Below are 14676 nucleotides of genomic sequence, written 5' to 3' on the forward strand. Positions count from 1 at the left end.
GGCGGCATGAGCGACTCCTCGGTCGGCGCCGCGCAGACCCGCCGACGGCAGATCGACGTCGACGCCCTCGCCGAGGCCGTGCTCGCCAACGAGCGGGCCGGCCTCGCGCGGGCCATCACGTTGGTCGAGTCGACCCGCGACGACCATCGGGAGCGGGCGCAGCAGTTGCTGCTGCGCCTGCTTCCCAACGCGGGCAACGCGATTCGTGTCGGTATCACCGGTGTGCCCGGTGTCGGCAAGTCGACCTTCATCGACGCGCTCGGCATGCATCTGCTCGAGCAGGGGCATCGGGTCGCGGTGCTGGCCGTCGACCCGTCGTCGACCCGCACGGGTGGTTCGATCCTCGGCGACAAGACACGGATGGCGCGGCTCGCGGTGCAGCGGGACGCCTACATCCGCCCGTCGCCCTCGGCCGGCACGCTCGGCGGGGTCGCGAAGGCCACCCGCGAGACGATGGTGCTGCTCGAGGCTGCCGGTTTCGACGTGATCCTCGTCGAGACCGTCGGTGTCGGACAGTCCGAGGTGACCGTCGCGAACATGGTCGACACCTTCTGCTTCCTGACCTTGGCCCGCACCGGCGACCAGCTGCAGGGCATCAAGAAGGGCGTGCTCGAACTCGCCGACCTCGTTGCCGTCAACAAGGCCGACGGGGAGTTCGAACGCGACGCGCGGGTCGCCGCCCGCGAACTCGCCGGCGCGATGCGCATGGTGCATCCGCACGACGCGATCTGGAAGCCGCCGGTGATCACCATGAGCGGCATGACCGGCAACGGTCTGGACACCTTCTGGGACACTGTGCTCGAGCACAAGAAAGTGCTCACCGAGGCGGGCATGTTCGACGAGAACCGGCGCCGTCAGCAGGTGGACTGGACGTGGACGATGGTGCACGACCAGCTGTTGCGTCGTCTCGAGACCTCCCCGCGCGTGCGGGCGATCCGCAAGGACGTCGAGGCCGGGGTGCGCGACGGTTCGCTGACCGCCGCACTCGCCGCGCAACGCCTGCTCGACGCCTTCGACGGGGTGCACGACCCAGGAACGTCCGGCGAGGACTCCTGATCCCGTGAGCCGCCGCACGATCGCCGTCACCGTTCTCGGTGCGTTCGCGATCGTCGCGGCGGCTCATCTCGTTTTCAGGTTCTCGCGCCCGATTCGGCGTTCACCGACGTTTCGCAGTGGTTCCTCATGCCGCTGCTCGCGCTCGGACTCGTTCTCGTCACGTCCGCACCGCGCGACCGGCTGGTCGTGGGCACGCTTGTGGCACTGGGAGTCTCATGGTTGGGGGACAGCGCACCCGACCTCGTCGACGGTGATGCCGCGTTCCTGGTGCTGGTGGGTCTCGTCCTGTGCGCCCAGCTCACCTACATCGTCGCGTTCCGGCCGCACCGGCGGTCGAGCGTGCTGCGGACCCGCCCATGGGTGGTCGGTCTCTACACCTTCGCAGTGTTCGCCATGGTCGCCGTGTGCGCTTCGGCGGCAGGGATTCTCGTCGTCCCGGTGGCGATCTACGCGTCGTGCGTCGGGGAGTAGTTCGAGACCGCCGGTTTCGAGGTCGCTCGCCGACGGGACGTTGCCGGATCCCGGTGGCAGGACGATCTCCACCGACCGGATCTCGTCGAGGTTGGTGACGCTGTCCGGGGTCTCCCATGCGCAGTAGACGCTGTACTCGTCCACGCCGCTCGAGGAGCGCAGGCTCAGTGCCGCTCGATGTAGGGGGCGACGGCGGGCGCGACATCGTCGCACGAGTCGAAGCGGGCGAGGATGTCGCTGCCGAGGCCGGTCGGTTCGCTGACGGTGTCGGCGTCGAAGGTGGTGGTGTCGGAGGCTGCGGAGTCGGCGTCCGAGGCGGTGTCGGAGGTGGCGTCGTCGCCGGAGGAGCACGCTCCGAGGAGCAGGGCGCCGGCGAGGGTCGCGGATGCGACGGCGTATCGGGGCAGATTCCCACGGCGCATCGTAGCGTCCGTACGAGTTGTACGTGATCTTGGTTCTGCCCGGGCGGTCGAGGGCTGCGACAGCGTGCGTTACAGCCCGAGAAGCTGCTTGGCGACCGTCACGGCACTGCCGGATCGAGGACCATCGCGGCATCGCGGCCGCCGACGGTGATCGACACGCATGCCTGGGGGAGTTCGACGCCGGCCGCGGTGAAGGCGGTGCCGGGCCATGTCGATCGGCATGCTGTGCGCGAATCCGCCGGCCGCTTCGATGGCGGGATCGGGAAGCACCACCGCACGCGGGCATAACCGCGATATCAGGCCCCGTCGGGAGTCCGTGGTGACGTGGTGGAATTCAGGCGAGTTTCGTTGTGTCCGGGCACCTCCCGAGGCTCCGGACGGGCCCCGGGGAGAGGCGTCGCGTCGGTACCTTCGAGCAGTGCCGCCGGCGTCGGCTGCGCCAGCGGTTCGAGCGAACCGCTCTTCTCCGCGGGGGTGAGGCGCGAACGCTTCCAGGACACGATCAGCAGCGTGAGCCACGCAGCGACGATGGCGAGGTAGAGCACCGCCAGCGCCGCGCCGGAGAGGTCGACAGTCTTGGCGAGCTTGTGCGCGTTGGTCAGCACGATGACACCGCCGACGCCGGTACCGAGCAGCGTCGCAGGGACGCGGCTGACCAGCCAGGCCGCGACCGGCGCCGCGAGGGCACCGCCGAGCGCGAGACCGGCGACGATAACGAGATTGCCGAGGGAGTCGTGGCCGAGCCCGAACAGGAAGCCGACGCTCGCCGCGACCGCGACGAGGAACTCCGACGCGCTCACCGAACCGATCACGGTGCGCGGTGCCGTCTTACCGCGGGAGAGCAGGGTGCTGGTGGTGATCGGTCCCCAGCCGCCACCACCGCTCGCGTCGATGAAGCCGCCGAAGAAGCCCAGAGGCGACAGGAATTTCGCGGTGTGCGGGGAGGTGCGGGCGTGGGCGACCGCAGGGGGTCGTACCGAGAAGCGCAACGCGACGTATACGCCGATGGCCAGAAGGATTCCGGCGGTCACCGGTTCGGCGGCCTCGGTGGACAGTCCCGACAGCACGGTCGCGCCGAGGAAGGCGCCGATGGCACCGGGAACACCGAGTCGCAGCACGACCTTCCAGTCGATGTTGCGGAACCGCCAGTGCGAGGCACCGGAGACGAGGGTGGTTCCGACCTCGGCGAGGTGCACGGCGGCGCTCGCGTGCGCCGGACCGACACCGCTGAACAGCAGCAGGGTGGTCGCGGTGACACCGAAGGCCATGCCGAGTGCGCCGTCGACGAGCTGTGCGCCGACACCGACGAGCGTGAAGATGAGCAGATTGAACATGCGTTGGCTCCGAAAGCTGGAAGAACCCGAAAAGTTGGACGAGCGGCGAAGCGCTCAGCAACACTCCCGGGTGCAACACAGACAATCGAAGCAGGCGCCGCGACGGGTCGGCCAGAACGGCATGAGCGCGAGACGAGCGGCCGGAGCCATCTCGGTACTCGTCGCAGCCATGGTCACGTCCTCAGGTCTCGTTCCGCGCGCGGATCGTTCGGTCCGGTCGAGCATAGCCCGTCGAAGCGACGGAGCCACACTCGGCGGGCCCGGCGCGCCGATCGGGCGCGCCGGAGGCGAGGTCAGCCGAGGCGGCGCGCGGAGATCTCGAAACCGGCCGTGCGGAGCCGTTCGGTCAGCACGTCCCCGAAGGCCACCGCGGGGGTGAGGACACCGCCACCGGCGTGCAGGGCCGCGCCGCCGAGGGCGAGCGAGAGGGCGGACTCGCCGAGCATCACGGCCGTGGCCTTGTAACCTGGGTCGCCCTGCGCGGAGAACCGCGCGGTGTAGCGAGCTCCCGATTCGGTCGAAGCGTACAGATCCACCGTGAAGTAACCGTTCTCGCGGGTCTCCTCCGACGGTCCCTCACCGGGCGCGGGCAGGAGCTTGTCGAGGACGAACCGCGTGGGCGGGAACGACAGGCCGGCGGCGAGGGCTCCCGTGCCGAGTCCGACGAGCCCGGCGAGGACGGGGGAGAGCGGTGAGGAGCCGACACTCATCACCTCCCGGTAGCGGAACCGGCGTCCGTAGGCCCAGTCGCGCAACGCGTTGCTGCGTCGCACGATGCGGGTGTTGTAGGAGGCCATCACGAACGGTGCGAGCCGCCCCGAAATCTCCGGCGCCACGGATTTGCCGTCGACGAACGCGAAGTCGTTCTGGCGACCGAGATCGGGTTCCCGAGCCCGATCGGGGGACAGCGAGTACGGGCGCGCGGCGATCTTCCGTGCGGCGGCATCCTTGCGGACCGCGTCGAGCTGTTGCCGGAGCGAATCGATGGTTCCGCCGCTCACCCCGCCGCGGAAGGAGCCGAGCACGAAGGTCGTGTCGGTGAGCGGCAGGTTGCCGTCGGCCTCCGCGGCGCGGTAGAGCGCATGGACGCCGAGGTCGGACGGGACGGAGTCGAAACCGCACGAGTGGACTATGCGGGCGCCGGTGCGCCGGGCCACGTCGTCGAAGCGGTCGATGCTCTCGCGGTGGAAGAGCACCTCGCCGGTGAGGTCGACGTAGTCGGTGCCGGCCTCGGCGCACGCCTGCACGAGCGGCAGCCCGTACGTGGCGTAGGGACCGACGGTCGTGATCACCACGCGGGTGGACTCGGCGAGCGCGGTCAGCGAGGCGGGATCGTCGGCGTTCGCCTCGATCAGCCGCCAGTCGGTTCCGAGGTCGGCGGCGAGCTTCTCGAGTTTGGTGCGTGAACGTCCTGCGAGTCCGACGGCGACGCCGTCGGGGAGGTTCTCGGCGAGATAGGCGGCGGTGAGGCGCCCGACGAAGCCGGTGGCGCCGTAGATAACGATGTCGAGATCCCGGGAGACAGTCATGCCCCTCACCCTACTCAGGAGTAAGTCTCGGGGGCGACCTTCGTCACACGGATCCGGCGCCACAGCACCACCCACGAGATGAGTACGGCGAGCGCGGCGAGGGCGCGGACCGCGCCGAGCGCGGACTCCGGGTAGATCACCCCGGTGAGGTAGTGATCGATGAATCCGCTCGGCGGCAGACCTTCCTGGCCGGCCTCGCGGCGTGCCCAGTTCTCCACCGCGGTCAGCGGGCAGTCGAACCCCACGGCCACCGAGGTCGCTCCCCACACCACCGCGACGACGTGCGCGACGATCGTGCGGGGCCACCGCCACGCGAGGAAACCACCGAACGCGACGTAGAGCACGAAGAGCAGATGCACGAAGGCCGTGAGGTCGGCGACCACCCGGAACGCCATGTGCCCAGGGTAGAACGAACGGCCTCGGAACGAACGCGGTTGCCGGAGGGCGGGCGGTGCCTCAGCCGGCCTTGATGACGAGCACCGGCACCGACGACTCGGTGATCAGCCGCTGCACCGCCCGCTCGACGAGGAACTTGCCGGTCGCGGTGCGCCCGCGGCTGCCGATGACCACGCGTTCGGCGCCGCTGCGCGCAAGCAGTTCGACGGTCGTGCCGACCGGATCGCCGTCGTGGACGGCCGAGAGCAACTCCCAGCCGTCGGTACCGGCCACCTCGCTCACCTGTGCCCGCACGCCTTCCACCTCGTCGGGTTCGTCGAGCGGGTGGAGCACCACCAGCGACTGCTGCCGGTCGGCGGCCTCCCGCACCGCGGCCTGCAGAGCGATCCGGCCTTCGAGGGTATCGGCGTGAACGACAGCGACAGTCATGACTCTCCTCGTGCGGGCCTGCGGGGACGTTATCCATTATCGCCGCGGCCCGGAGAGTGGGCCACGATCCACGGTGTGGAACCGGTCTCCCCAAATCACGGGGTCCGGATCACCGGGTCCGGATCACCAGGGTGCCGGGCGGAAGTCCTTGAGGAAGCATCCGTACAGGTCCGTGCCGGCCTCGCCCTGGACGATCGGGTCGTAGACGCGGGCGGCGCCGTCCACGAGATCGAGCGGGGCGTGGAATCCCTCCTCGGCCAGCCGCATCTTGGTGTGGTGCGGCCGTTCGTCGGTGATCCACCCGGTGTCGACGGCGGTCATGAGGATGCCGTCGGTGAGCATCTCCTCGGCGCTGGTGCGGGTGAGCATGTTCAGCGCGGCCTTGGCCATGTTGGTGTGCGGATGCCCGGCGCCCTTGTAGCGGCGACCCCCGAACTGCCCTTCCATCGCGGAGACGTTCACGACGTACTTGCGGCGGGCCGGGGACGCGGCGAGCGCCGGACGCAGACGGTTGACGAGGATGAACGGCGCCACCGAGTTGCACAGCTGCACCTCGAGCAGTTCCAGCGGCTCGACCTCGCCGACGGTCTGGACCCAGCTGTTGGTGTGCACGAGATCCGGCAGCAGGCCACCGGCGTCGACGGCGACGCCGGCCGCGACCCGCTCGGGTGTCGCCGATCCGGCCACCAGTGCCAGCGAGGTCAACGAGTGCGCCGACAACTCGGCCGGCAGCGACCCGGCCAGAGCGGCCGGATGGGCGTCCGAGGGCTTGCCGAAGGTCAGGACCTCGGGGCGCGGACCGGCGGGCAGCGGATCGGCCTCCGCCTCGGCCAGCGCCGAGTAGGCACCGGGGGAGCGGCGCACCGTCTGCGCGGCGTTGTTGATGAGGATGTCCAGCGGACCCTGCGCGGCCACATCGTCGGCGAGGGCGACCACCTGGGCGGGATCACGCAGGTCGATGCCGACGATGCGCAGCCGGTGCAGCCAGTCGCCGCTGTCCTCCATCGCGGTGAAGCGGCGGATCGCGTCGTTGGGGAACCGCGTGGTGACGGTGGTGTGAGCGCCGTCGCGCAGCAACCGCAATGCGATGTACATGCCGATCTTGGCGCGACCGCCGGTGAGCAGGGCGCGACGGCCCCGCAGATCGGTGCGCGCGTCGCGTTTTGCGTGGTTCTCCTCGGCGCACGTCGGGCACAACTGGTGATAGAAGGCGTCGACGCGGGTGTACTTGTCCTTGCAGATGTAGCAGTGCCGCGGACGCAGCAGCGTTCCCGCGCTTGCACCGCGAGTCGACGACGCCAGCGGGAGTCCGGCGGTCTCGTCGTCGATGCGGGTGGGGGAGGCGGTGGCGGTCGCGGACAGCACCTGACGGTCGGCGTCGACGCGCTGCTTGCGGGCCTCGTTGCGGCGCAGCCGCTTGAACTTCTTGAACATGTGCCCCACGGCCCGCTGCACGGCGATCGCGTCGGGATGTTCGGCGTCGAGGCCCGCTGCCTGGTCGAGCACCCGCAGACAGGTGGCCAGGTCGTCGGGGTCGATGCGGGTGAAGCTGTCGGTGGCGGGTTCGGCGGTGGTGTCGCTGTGGGGGTTCATCTGCCTTTTTCCGTGTGCTGCTGTATGCCCGATCGTATCGGGCAGGATGATCGTGTCCGAATTCCCGTGCAGGTACCGGAGGAACGATGAGCCCGAGCTCCCCCTTGTCCAAGAAGAAGTTCGCCGAACTGAGCCGCCCCCAGCAGGTGCTGGTGGTCCTGCTCGCGGTGGTGCAGTTGTCGCTCGCCGTCGCGGCCTGGGCCGATCTGGCGAGGCGACCGGCCGACAAGATCAACGGCAGCAAGCTGCGCTGGACGCTGACCATCGCGGTGAACTTCTTCGGCCCGATCCGGTACTTCCGCAAGGGCCGCCGGGACTGAGCGGACCCCGGACGAACCGAAGGCCCCGAACCGATATCGGTTCGGGGCCTTCGGGTTTCGGGGTGTCCGAGGGGGGACTTGAACCCCCACGTCCGTTAATAGGACACTAGCACCTCAAGCTAGCGCGTCTGCCATTCCGCCACTCGGACCGACGCCCACACGGGGCATGTCGGTAGAACCCGCTCCCGCGGGCGCTGAAGAAACAGTAGCGCATGGGGCGTCCGATCCCCAAAACGGCACTTCAGGCGCGCTCGCGGCACTCGACGCGCCTCGCGCGGATCCGCTCGCTTGTTCGTCATCCGCTGCAGCACGTTGCCGCAGCGGATGACGAATGCGGTATCGGTTGTCGCCCGCTCGATCTTCTCCCGACAACGACGAAGGCCCCGAACATGATGTTCGGGGCCTTCGTCGTCTGTCTCGACTCAGAGTGTCCGAGGGGGGACTTGAACCCCCACGTCCGTTAATAGGACACTAGCACCTCAAGCTAGCGCGTCTGCCATTCCGCCACTCGGACCTGGTGCTCGCGCCCACTCGTCGTGGGCGCTGTGAAAGAGTAACCCACCACGCTCACGGTCCCAAATCGCCACCTCCACCTGCGGTGATCCGAACTGTCGAGATGGTGGACGGGCGGTGGTAGACATACGACCATGGCCATTGACACGAGCGCCCACCAGCCGTCCCGGGCGGAGGAGGAGGTCGTCGACCTCGTCTCCCGCCTCATCCGGTTCGACACCTCGAACACCGGCGAACCCACCACTACCCGCGGCGAACGCGAATGCGCCGAGTGGGTGGCCTCCGTGCTCGAGGAGGTCGGCTACGAGACGACCTACGTCGAATCCGGAGCGCCGGGCCGCGGCAACGTCTTCGCGCGGCTGCCCGGCTCCGACCCGAGCCGCGGTGCCCTCATGCTCCACGGCCACCTCGACGTTGTGCCGGCTGAGGCCGCGGACTGGAGCGTGCACCCGTTCTCCGGGGCCATCGAGAACGGTTACGTGTGGGGACGCGGCGCGGTCGACATGAAGGACATGGTCGGCATGATGATCGCCGTCGCCCGTTACTTCAAGGTCGAGAACATCGTGCCCCCGCGCGATCTGGTGTTCGCGTTCGTCGCCGACGAGGAGGCCGGAGGCAAGTTCGGTTCGCAGTGGCTGGTCGAGCACCGGCCCGAGCTGTTCGAGGGCGTGACCGAGGCCGTGGGGGAGGTCGGCGGGTTCTCCCTGACCGTGCCGCGTCCCGACGGCACCGAACGTCGCCTGTACATGGTCGAGACGGCCGAGAAGGGCATGCGCTGGATGCGCCTGACCGCCACGGGTGTCGCCGGGCACGGCTCCTTCCTGCACGAGGACAACGCCGTCACCGTCCTCTCCCGCGCGGTGGCCCGGCTCGGATCCCACACCTTCCCTCTGGTCGTCAACGATTCCGTGGCCGAGTTCCTCTCCGCCGTGAGCGAGGAGACCGGGCTGGACTTCGACCCGGCCTCGCCCGATCTCGAGGGGGCGCTCGCCAAGCTCGGGTCGATCGCCCGCATCGTGGGCGCGACCCTGCGCGACACCGCGAACCCCACGATGCTCGACGCCGGGTACAAGGCCAACGTCATCCCGCGCACCGCGCACGCCGTCGTCGACTGCCGTATCCTGCCGGGCCGGCTCGCCGAGTTCGAACGCACTGTCGACGAGCTGATCGGGCCCAATGTCACCAGGGAGTGGATCACCGGTCTCGAGCCGTACGAGACCACCTTCGACGGCGACCTCGTCGACGCGATGAACGCGGCGATCCTCGCGCACGACCCGATCGGCCGGACCGTGCCGTACATGCTCTCGGCCGGCACCGACGCCAAGGCGTTCGCCAAGCTCGGCATCCGCTGCTTCGGTTTCGCGCCGCTGCAGTTGCCGCCCGATCTGGACTTCGCCGCGCTGTTCCACGGTGTCGACGAGCGTGTCCCCGTCGAGGCACTGCGCTTCGGCACCCGGGTCATGGAACACTTCCTCATGCACGCCTAGAACACACGAAACCGCCACGAAAGGACCGGAATGGCTTTCGATTACGACCCGTACACGTTCCTGCCCGAGCTGCCCATCTTCGAGGTGACCAGCGCGGACTTCGCCGAGGGCGAGGAATGGAAACTCCCGCAGGCCAGCGGTGCGTTCGGAATCCCCGGGGGCGGCGACGTCTCCCCGCAGCTGTCCTGGTCGGGTTTCCCCGCCGAGACGAAGAGCTTCGTCGTCACGGTGTTCGATCCGGACGCCCCCACGGCGTCGGGTTTCTGGCACTGGGCCGTCGCGAACATCCCGGCCTCGGTCACGGAACTTCCGACGGGTGCGGGTAGCGCCGACTCGAATGCTCTTCCGGAGCAGGCCGTGACCCTGCGCCACGACGGCGGAGCCCACGGGTTCATCGGTGCCGCTCCGCCGGCCGGACACGGCCACCACCGCTACATCGTCGCGGTGCACGCACTCGACGTCGAGGTGCTCGAGGGTGTCACGCCCGAGTCGAGCCCGGCCTTCCTCGGCTTCAACGTCTTCGGGCACGCCATCGCCCGCGGTCTGCTGACCGGCACCTACGAGGTGCGCTGACAGGTCGTGACGGACGGGGCCCGGGTCGAGTACGACCCGGGCCCCGTCCGTTGCAGGTCACACTCGTGTGCTGGCGCCCACCGCGTCGGCGATGGAGCGGTAGCCGTGCGCGCGCAGCTTGCGGGCGATACCGCGGTTGATGCGCCGCGCCCAGAACGGACCGCCGTAGATGAAGCCGGTGTAAACCTGGACCAGCGACGCGCCGGCGAGGATGCGCTCGAACGCCTGCTCCGTGGTTTCGATGCCACCCACCGAGATCAGGGTGAGGCGATCGCCGACCCGCGTGCGCAGCCGGCGCAGCACCTCGAGGGACCGCTCGGCGACCGGGGCGCCCGACAGGCCGCCCGCGCCGATCTCCTCGATGCGGCTCTGCGGGGTGTTCAATCCGTCGCGGCGGATGGTGGTGTTGGTGGCGACGATGCCGGCGAGCCCGAGTTCGAGCGCCAGGTCGGCCACCGCGTCGACGTCCTCGTCGGACAGATCCGGGGCGATCTTCACGAGCACCGGCACCGTCACGGTGTCCAGCACCGCGACCAGGATCGGGCGCAGCGACTCGACGGCCTGCAGATCCCGCAGGCCGGGGGTGTTGGGGGAGGAGACGTTGACGACCACGAAGTCGGCGAGCGGGCCGAGGAGTCGTGCGCTCTCGGTGTAGTCCTCGGCGGCCTGCTCGGCCGGCACGACCTTCGTCTTACCGATGTTCGCGCCGATGGGAACGGTGCGGCGGCGCTGCCGGAGCCGATTGGCGGCCTCCCCGGCACCGTGGTTGTTGAAGCCCATCCGGTTCACGATCGCCCGGTCCTCGGGGAGGCGGAACAGTCGCGGCTGCGGATTGCCCGGCTGGGCCTGGGCGGTGACGGTGCCGATCTCGGCGAACCCGAATCCGAGCGGACCCCACACGTCGACACCGGTCGCGTCCTTGTCGAAACCGGCCGCCAGACCCACCGGCGTGGGGAACTGCACGCCGAAGACGGTGTTGCGGAGGATGGGGTCGTCGGTGACGAGCACCTTCGCCACCAGGGCGCGCAGCGGCCCGAAGCGAGTCGACCAGCGCATCGCGAGGAAGGCGAGGTGGTGGGCTCGTTCCGGCGGCAACAGGAACATGAGCCGAAGAAGATAGCGGTACACGAACTACTCCCTGCAAGCCCGGTCCACGACGGTCCGGGATCTGTTATCAACCAACGGTGGGTTCGGGGACGTGATGGGCGGTCTTGCGGCGGCGCAGCAGCACCCGCCGGCTCCCGTCCGGATACAGACGCACCCGGGTGAGTTCCCAGCCGTGGAATTCGGCGGAGATCGCCAGACGCATCGACGCGCTCACCCGGGACACGTCCCGGGGCAGCTTGAGCGGCACGTATTCGTAATCGTCGTTGCTGGTGTCCCAACCGACAGGCATCCGGGTCAACCGGCCGAGTCGCTCGTTCGCCATCACTGTCCTTCGATCGGGATCCGTTGCAGTCCGTCACCGGTTGCCGACGCGATCACCAATGCCGCATCGGCCGGATCGACGGCGATCGAATTCGGTTGCCGCACCGTTGCGAAGCGGTGGCGTTCTCGCGGGATCCCGGTCGAAAGATCGTAGCCCACGACCTCGTTGCTGCCCGTCAGAGTCACCCAGATCAGGTCCCGCGTCTCGTCGTAGGTCACAGCGTACGGGGCGGGCCCGACGGGATAACGCTGCCGCAGGACGATCGCGTCGAGGGTGTAGACGAGCAGTTCGTCGCCGGTGGTGTCGGTGATCACGACGCGTCCGAAGGGGTCGGTGGTCAGCTGCGTCGCACCTTCGCCGGCACGCAGCGCGGGCCCGAGATGGGCGTCGGCGAGGTCGAGCTCGGTGAGGGAGGTCTGCCGGCGGTCGAGCGCCGCGACGGCGTCACCGGTGACGGCGAGGGCGTCGACGGAGGCGAGGCCACCGACGGTGGTGGCCACCTCGCCGGATTCGGGGTCGACGACGAGCACGCGGCCGTTGTCGGTGCCCACGGCCCAGCGGCCGTCGGACAGCACGGCCGCCGACGTGGCATTGCCGTCGACCGGGACCTCGGTGATGGTGCCGTCGGCGACGTCGATGCGCAGCACGGCCCCGGACACGGGCGCGAGCACACTGCCCTCGGGGCCGGTCACGACGGTGGCGGCGGACGACGGCAGGCCCACCAGGCGCGGTTCCGTCCCGGGACCGTCGAACGCCATGTCGTCGAACAACGCGACCCGTGCTCCGTCGTCGACGAGCGCGGCGAAGGTACCCGTGGACGGTTCGACGACCAGCGCATCGACCTGCAGGTCGAGCGGACGGACGTCGCCGGCAGGGGACGGGCCGACCTCGGGGGCGGCCGCAGGAGTGGCGGGTTCGATGGTCTGCAGCACGTCCGGGGTGCTCTCCGACGAGCAGCCGGCCAGCACGACCATCGCGATCGCGCCCACCATCGTGACCGCTCGGATCCCCGCTCTGCCCATCGTTGCTCCTCGTCCTCGGATTCGATTCGCACCTGCCGGACGTGCTCCGGCGCCCGGCGCGCCGACCTTCAGTGTTCCTGATGCCGGTCGCGGGGAAGAAATCAGTGGGTCGTCCGACGGGCCGGATGTGATCTGCTGCTCAGGTCTGCGCCGAGGCGGACCGGTCGCGGTTCGGACGTCGCGGCAACACGAGCGGGGTGCCGGTCTCGGGGTGGCGGCCGATCGCCACGGGGTACTGGTAGACGCGGCCGAGGAGCTCTTCGGTGAGGACGTCGCCGGGTGCGCCGTCGGCGACGATGCGTCCCTGTTCGAGCACGCAGACGCGGTCGGCGTAGGCGGCGGCCAACCCGAGATCGTGCAGCACGACGACCACGGCGTGCCCGTCGTCGGCGCGGGCCCGCACGACTTGCATGACCGCCTCCTGGTGGCCGAGGTCCAGTGCCGCGGTGGGTTCGTCGAGCAGCAGCGTCTCGGTGTCCTGGGCCAGCACCCGTGCGAGCGCCACCCGGGCGCGTTCGCCGCCGGACAGCGCGGGGAACGGCCGGTCGGCGAGATGGGCGACGTCGCAGGTCCCGAACGCCTCGGCGACGATGCGATCGTCGTCGTCCTGCCGCGGGGTGCGCGCCCACGCGGCCCGTCCCATCCGCACGACCTGCCGGGCAGTGAACGGGAATCCGACGGTGTGCTGCTGCGGCAGCACCGCCCGACGGCGAGCGAGCGCGATCGACGACCACCGTTCGAGGGGACGGCCCTCGACCTCGACGGTGCCACCGCTGATCGGATGGTCGCCGGACAACGCCGCGAGCAGGGTGGACTTACCCGCTCCGTTGGGGCCGACGAGCGCGACGACCTCGCCGGTGCGCACCTCGAAGTCGATGCCGTGCAGGATCTCCCGCTCTCCGCGCCGCAGTCGCACAGCCACCGCGCGCATCGTCGCGGTGCCGGGCGCCGAGCGGGCCGGGACGGCCGCGTCCGGGGTTCCGAGGGAGCGGGGGAGCAGCCTCATGCCCATCCGCCCTGCTTCGCGCGGGTGCGGCGCAGCATCAGGAAGAAGACCGGGCCGCCGATGAGGGCGGTGATCATGCCGAGCGGCAGGTCGGCGTTCTCGACCAGGGTGCGCGCCCCCAGGTCGGCGGCGAGCAGGACGACCGCGCCGGCGAGCACACTCGCCACGACGAGCACCCGGTGGGCGGGGCCGAGAGCCAGGCGCATCAGGTGCGGCACGACCAGGCCGACGAACATGATGATGCCGGTGAAGGCGGTGGCGCCGCTGACCAGCACGGCGACCGCCAGGATCGACAGCTGCCGGACGCGTTCGACGTCCACACCCAGATGCCGGGCGACGCTCTCGCCGAGCGCCAGCAGGTCGAGTTTCGGGGCGAGCAGGACCGCGACGAGCACACCGGCCAGGGTCAGCGGCGCGACCACCGCGACGATGTCCCAGGTGGCTCCGCCGAGACTGCCGAGCTGCCAGAACACGATCTGGTCGCGGGCGGCGGGGCTGGCGACGAAGGTGAAGAACGCGATGAGCCCGCCGGCGACGGCGTTGACGGCGACGCCGGTGAGGATCACCGTGACGACTTCCGTGCGTCCGTTCGATCGGGACAGTACGTAGACCAGCACGGTGGTGATCAGACCGGAGACGAGTGCGGCGCCGGCCAGCGCCCAGCCGGTGGTGAATGCGCCGCCGAGCACGATCACCGCGGACGCGCCGACGGCGGCGCCGGAGGACACACCGATCACGCCGGGTTCGGCGAGGGGATTGGCGAAGATGCCCTGCAACAGCGCCCCGGAACAGCCGAGGGCGGCACCGACGAGCATCGCGAGCACCACGCGCGGGAAGCGCACCTCCCACAAGGTCACTTCCCCGGCGGGATGGGCGGGCATCGGGCCGAGGTTCAGCCCGATGCGGTGCAGCAGACTGCCGACCACCTCGGCCGGGCTCGTGGGCACCTGTCCGAGGCACGCCGACGCGACGGCCAGGGCGAGCAGGGTGACGACGAGACCGACGAGGACGACGGTGGTGCGTCCCCGTCCGGCCTTCCGCAGTGCCCGTTCGGGCAGGCCGGTGGCCTCGGTGACTTCTTCGCTCACGGACATCC

The 14676-nt window shown here is 69.8% G+C and carries 16 protein-coding genes and 2 tRNA genes; 5 read left to right on the plus strand and 13 right to left on the minus strand.

Annotated features, from left to right (window positions below; translation table 11 throughout):
* Window positions 1-6 precede the first annotated feature (6 nt).
* Both meaB and BO226_RS07505 read left to right on the plus strand, forming a co-directional pair.
* A complete protein-coding gene (meaB, locus tag BO226_RS07500; RefSeq protein WP_006551539.1) occupies window positions 7-1056 on the plus strand; it encodes a methylmalonyl Co-A mutase-associated GTPase MeaB in 1050 nt (349 codons plus the stop codon).
* 126 nt (window positions 1057-1182) lie between these two features.
* The gene (locus BO226_RS07505; protein ID WP_071934912.1) at window positions 1183-1527 is read left to right on the plus strand and encodes a lysoplasmalogenase family protein; all 345 of its coding nucleotides are present in this window, start codon (window positions 1183-1185) and stop codon (window positions 1525-1527) included.
* Between the two features lie 164 nt (window positions 1528-1691).
* Here BO226_RS07505 and BO226_RS27990 read toward each other — a convergent pair whose 3' ends face one another.
* The 6 genes from BO226_RS27990 to BO226_RS07540 all read right to left on the minus strand — a co-directional run bounded on the left by BO226_RS27990 (window position 1692) and on the right by BO226_RS07540 (window position 7230).
* Window positions 1692-1949 (minus strand): hypothetical protein, encoded by a 258-nt coding sequence (locus BO226_RS27990; protein ID WP_024100846.1) that lies wholly within the window; start codon window positions 1947-1949, stop codon window positions 1692-1694.
* Window positions 1950-2245: 296 nt separating this feature from the next.
* A complete protein-coding gene (locus tag BO226_RS07520; protein ID WP_006551542.1) occupies window positions 2246-3283 on the minus strand; it encodes a sulfite exporter TauE/SafE family protein in 1038 nt (345 codons plus the stop codon).
* A gap of 293 nt (window positions 3284-3576) precedes the next feature.
* On the minus strand, window positions 3577-4812 hold the full coding sequence (locus tag BO226_RS07525; RefSeq protein ID WP_033096643.1) for a saccharopine dehydrogenase family protein: 1236 nt from the start codon (window positions 4810-4812) through the stop codon (window positions 3577-3579).
* 14 nt (window positions 4813-4826) lie between these two features.
* Complete coding sequence (locus BO226_RS07530; protein WP_024100850.1) at window positions 4827-5207, minus strand: DUF2784 domain-containing protein; 381 nt, start codon at window positions 5205-5207, stop codon at window positions 4827-4829.
* Window positions 5208-5268: 61 nt separating this feature from the next.
* Window positions 5269-5637: a universal stress protein gene (locus BO226_RS07535; protein ID WP_071934913.1), complete on the minus strand. Its 369-nt coding sequence runs from the start codon at window positions 5635-5637 to the stop codon at window positions 5269-5271.
* Between the two features lie 123 nt (window positions 5638-5760).
* Window positions 5761-7230, minus strand: coding sequence for an SDR family oxidoreductase (locus BO226_RS07540; RefSeq protein ID WP_071934914.1), 1470 nt, complete (start codon window positions 7228-7230; stop codon window positions 5761-5763).
* Between the two features lie 86 nt (window positions 7231-7316).
* Here BO226_RS07540 and BO226_RS07545 point away from each other — a divergent pair, with 86 nt between their 5' ends.
* The gene (locus tag BO226_RS07545; RefSeq protein ID WP_071934915.1) at window positions 7317-7550 is read left to right on the plus strand and encodes a PLDc N-terminal domain-containing protein; all 234 of its coding nucleotides are present in this window, start codon (window positions 7317-7319) and stop codon (window positions 7548-7550) included.
* Window positions 7551-7613: 63 nt separating this feature from the next.
* Here the strand turns inward: BO226_RS07545 and BO226_RS07550 are convergent.
* Together BO226_RS07550 and BO226_RS07555 are read right to left on the minus strand one after the other, a co-directional pair.
* A tRNA-Leu gene (locus tag BO226_RS07550) sits at window positions 7614-7699 on the minus strand.
* A gap of 279 nt (window positions 7700-7978) precedes the next feature.
* Window positions 7979-8064 (minus strand) — tRNA-Leu (locus BO226_RS07555).
* Between the two features lie 133 nt (window positions 8065-8197).
* Here BO226_RS07555 and BO226_RS07560 point away from each other — a divergent pair.
* A complete protein-coding gene (locus BO226_RS07560; protein ID WP_024100852.1) occupies window positions 8198-9550 on the plus strand; it encodes a M20/M25/M40 family metallo-hydrolase in 1353 nt (450 codons plus the stop codon).
* Window positions 9551-9580: 30 nt separating this feature from the next.
* Window positions 9581-10123 (plus strand): YbhB/YbcL family Raf kinase inhibitor-like protein, encoded by a 543-nt coding sequence (locus tag BO226_RS07565; protein ID WP_071934916.1) that lies wholly within the window; start codon window positions 9581-9583, stop codon window positions 10121-10123.
* Between the two features lie 57 nt (window positions 10124-10180).
* Here BO226_RS07565 and BO226_RS07570 read toward each other — a convergent pair whose 3' ends face one another.
* From BO226_RS07570 to BO226_RS07590, 5 genes are all read right to left on the minus strand, one after another.
* Window positions 10181-11251 (minus strand): quinone-dependent dihydroorotate dehydrogenase, encoded by a 1071-nt coding sequence (locus tag BO226_RS07570; RefSeq protein ID WP_071934917.1) that lies wholly within the window; start codon window positions 11249-11251, stop codon window positions 10181-10183.
* A gap of 46 nt (window positions 11252-11297) precedes the next feature.
* Complete coding sequence (locus BO226_RS07575; protein WP_071934918.1) at window positions 11298-11552, minus strand: DUF5703 family protein; 255 nt, start codon at window positions 11550-11552, stop codon at window positions 11298-11300.
* Complete coding sequence (locus tag BO226_RS07580) at window positions 11552-12574, minus strand: hypothetical protein (RefSeq protein ID WP_071934919.1); 1023 nt, start codon at window positions 12572-12574, stop codon at window positions 11552-11554. Before BO226_RS07580 ends, BO226_RS07575 begins: the two co-directional genes overlap by 1 nt.
* 139 nt (window positions 12575-12713) lie before the next feature.
* Window positions 12714-13586 (minus strand): heme ABC transporter ATP-binding protein, encoded by an 873-nt coding sequence (locus BO226_RS07585; RefSeq protein ID WP_071934920.1) that lies wholly within the window; start codon window positions 13584-13586, stop codon window positions 12714-12716.
* The gene (locus BO226_RS07590) at window positions 13577-14674 is read right to left on the minus strand and encodes a FecCD family ABC transporter permease (RefSeq protein WP_071934921.1); all 1098 of its coding nucleotides are present in this window, start codon (window positions 14672-14674) and stop codon (window positions 13577-13579) included. The genes BO226_RS07585 and BO226_RS07590 overlap by 10 nt, the downstream gene beginning before the upstream one ends.
* Between the last annotated feature and the right edge of the window lie 2 nt (window positions 14675-14676).

Origin of the sequence: Rhodococcus sp. 2G, from assembly GCF_001886355.1 — a bacterium.
Lineage (GTDB): Bacteria > Actinomycetota > Actinomycetes > Mycobacteriales > Mycobacteriaceae > Rhodococcus > Rhodococcus pyridinivorans.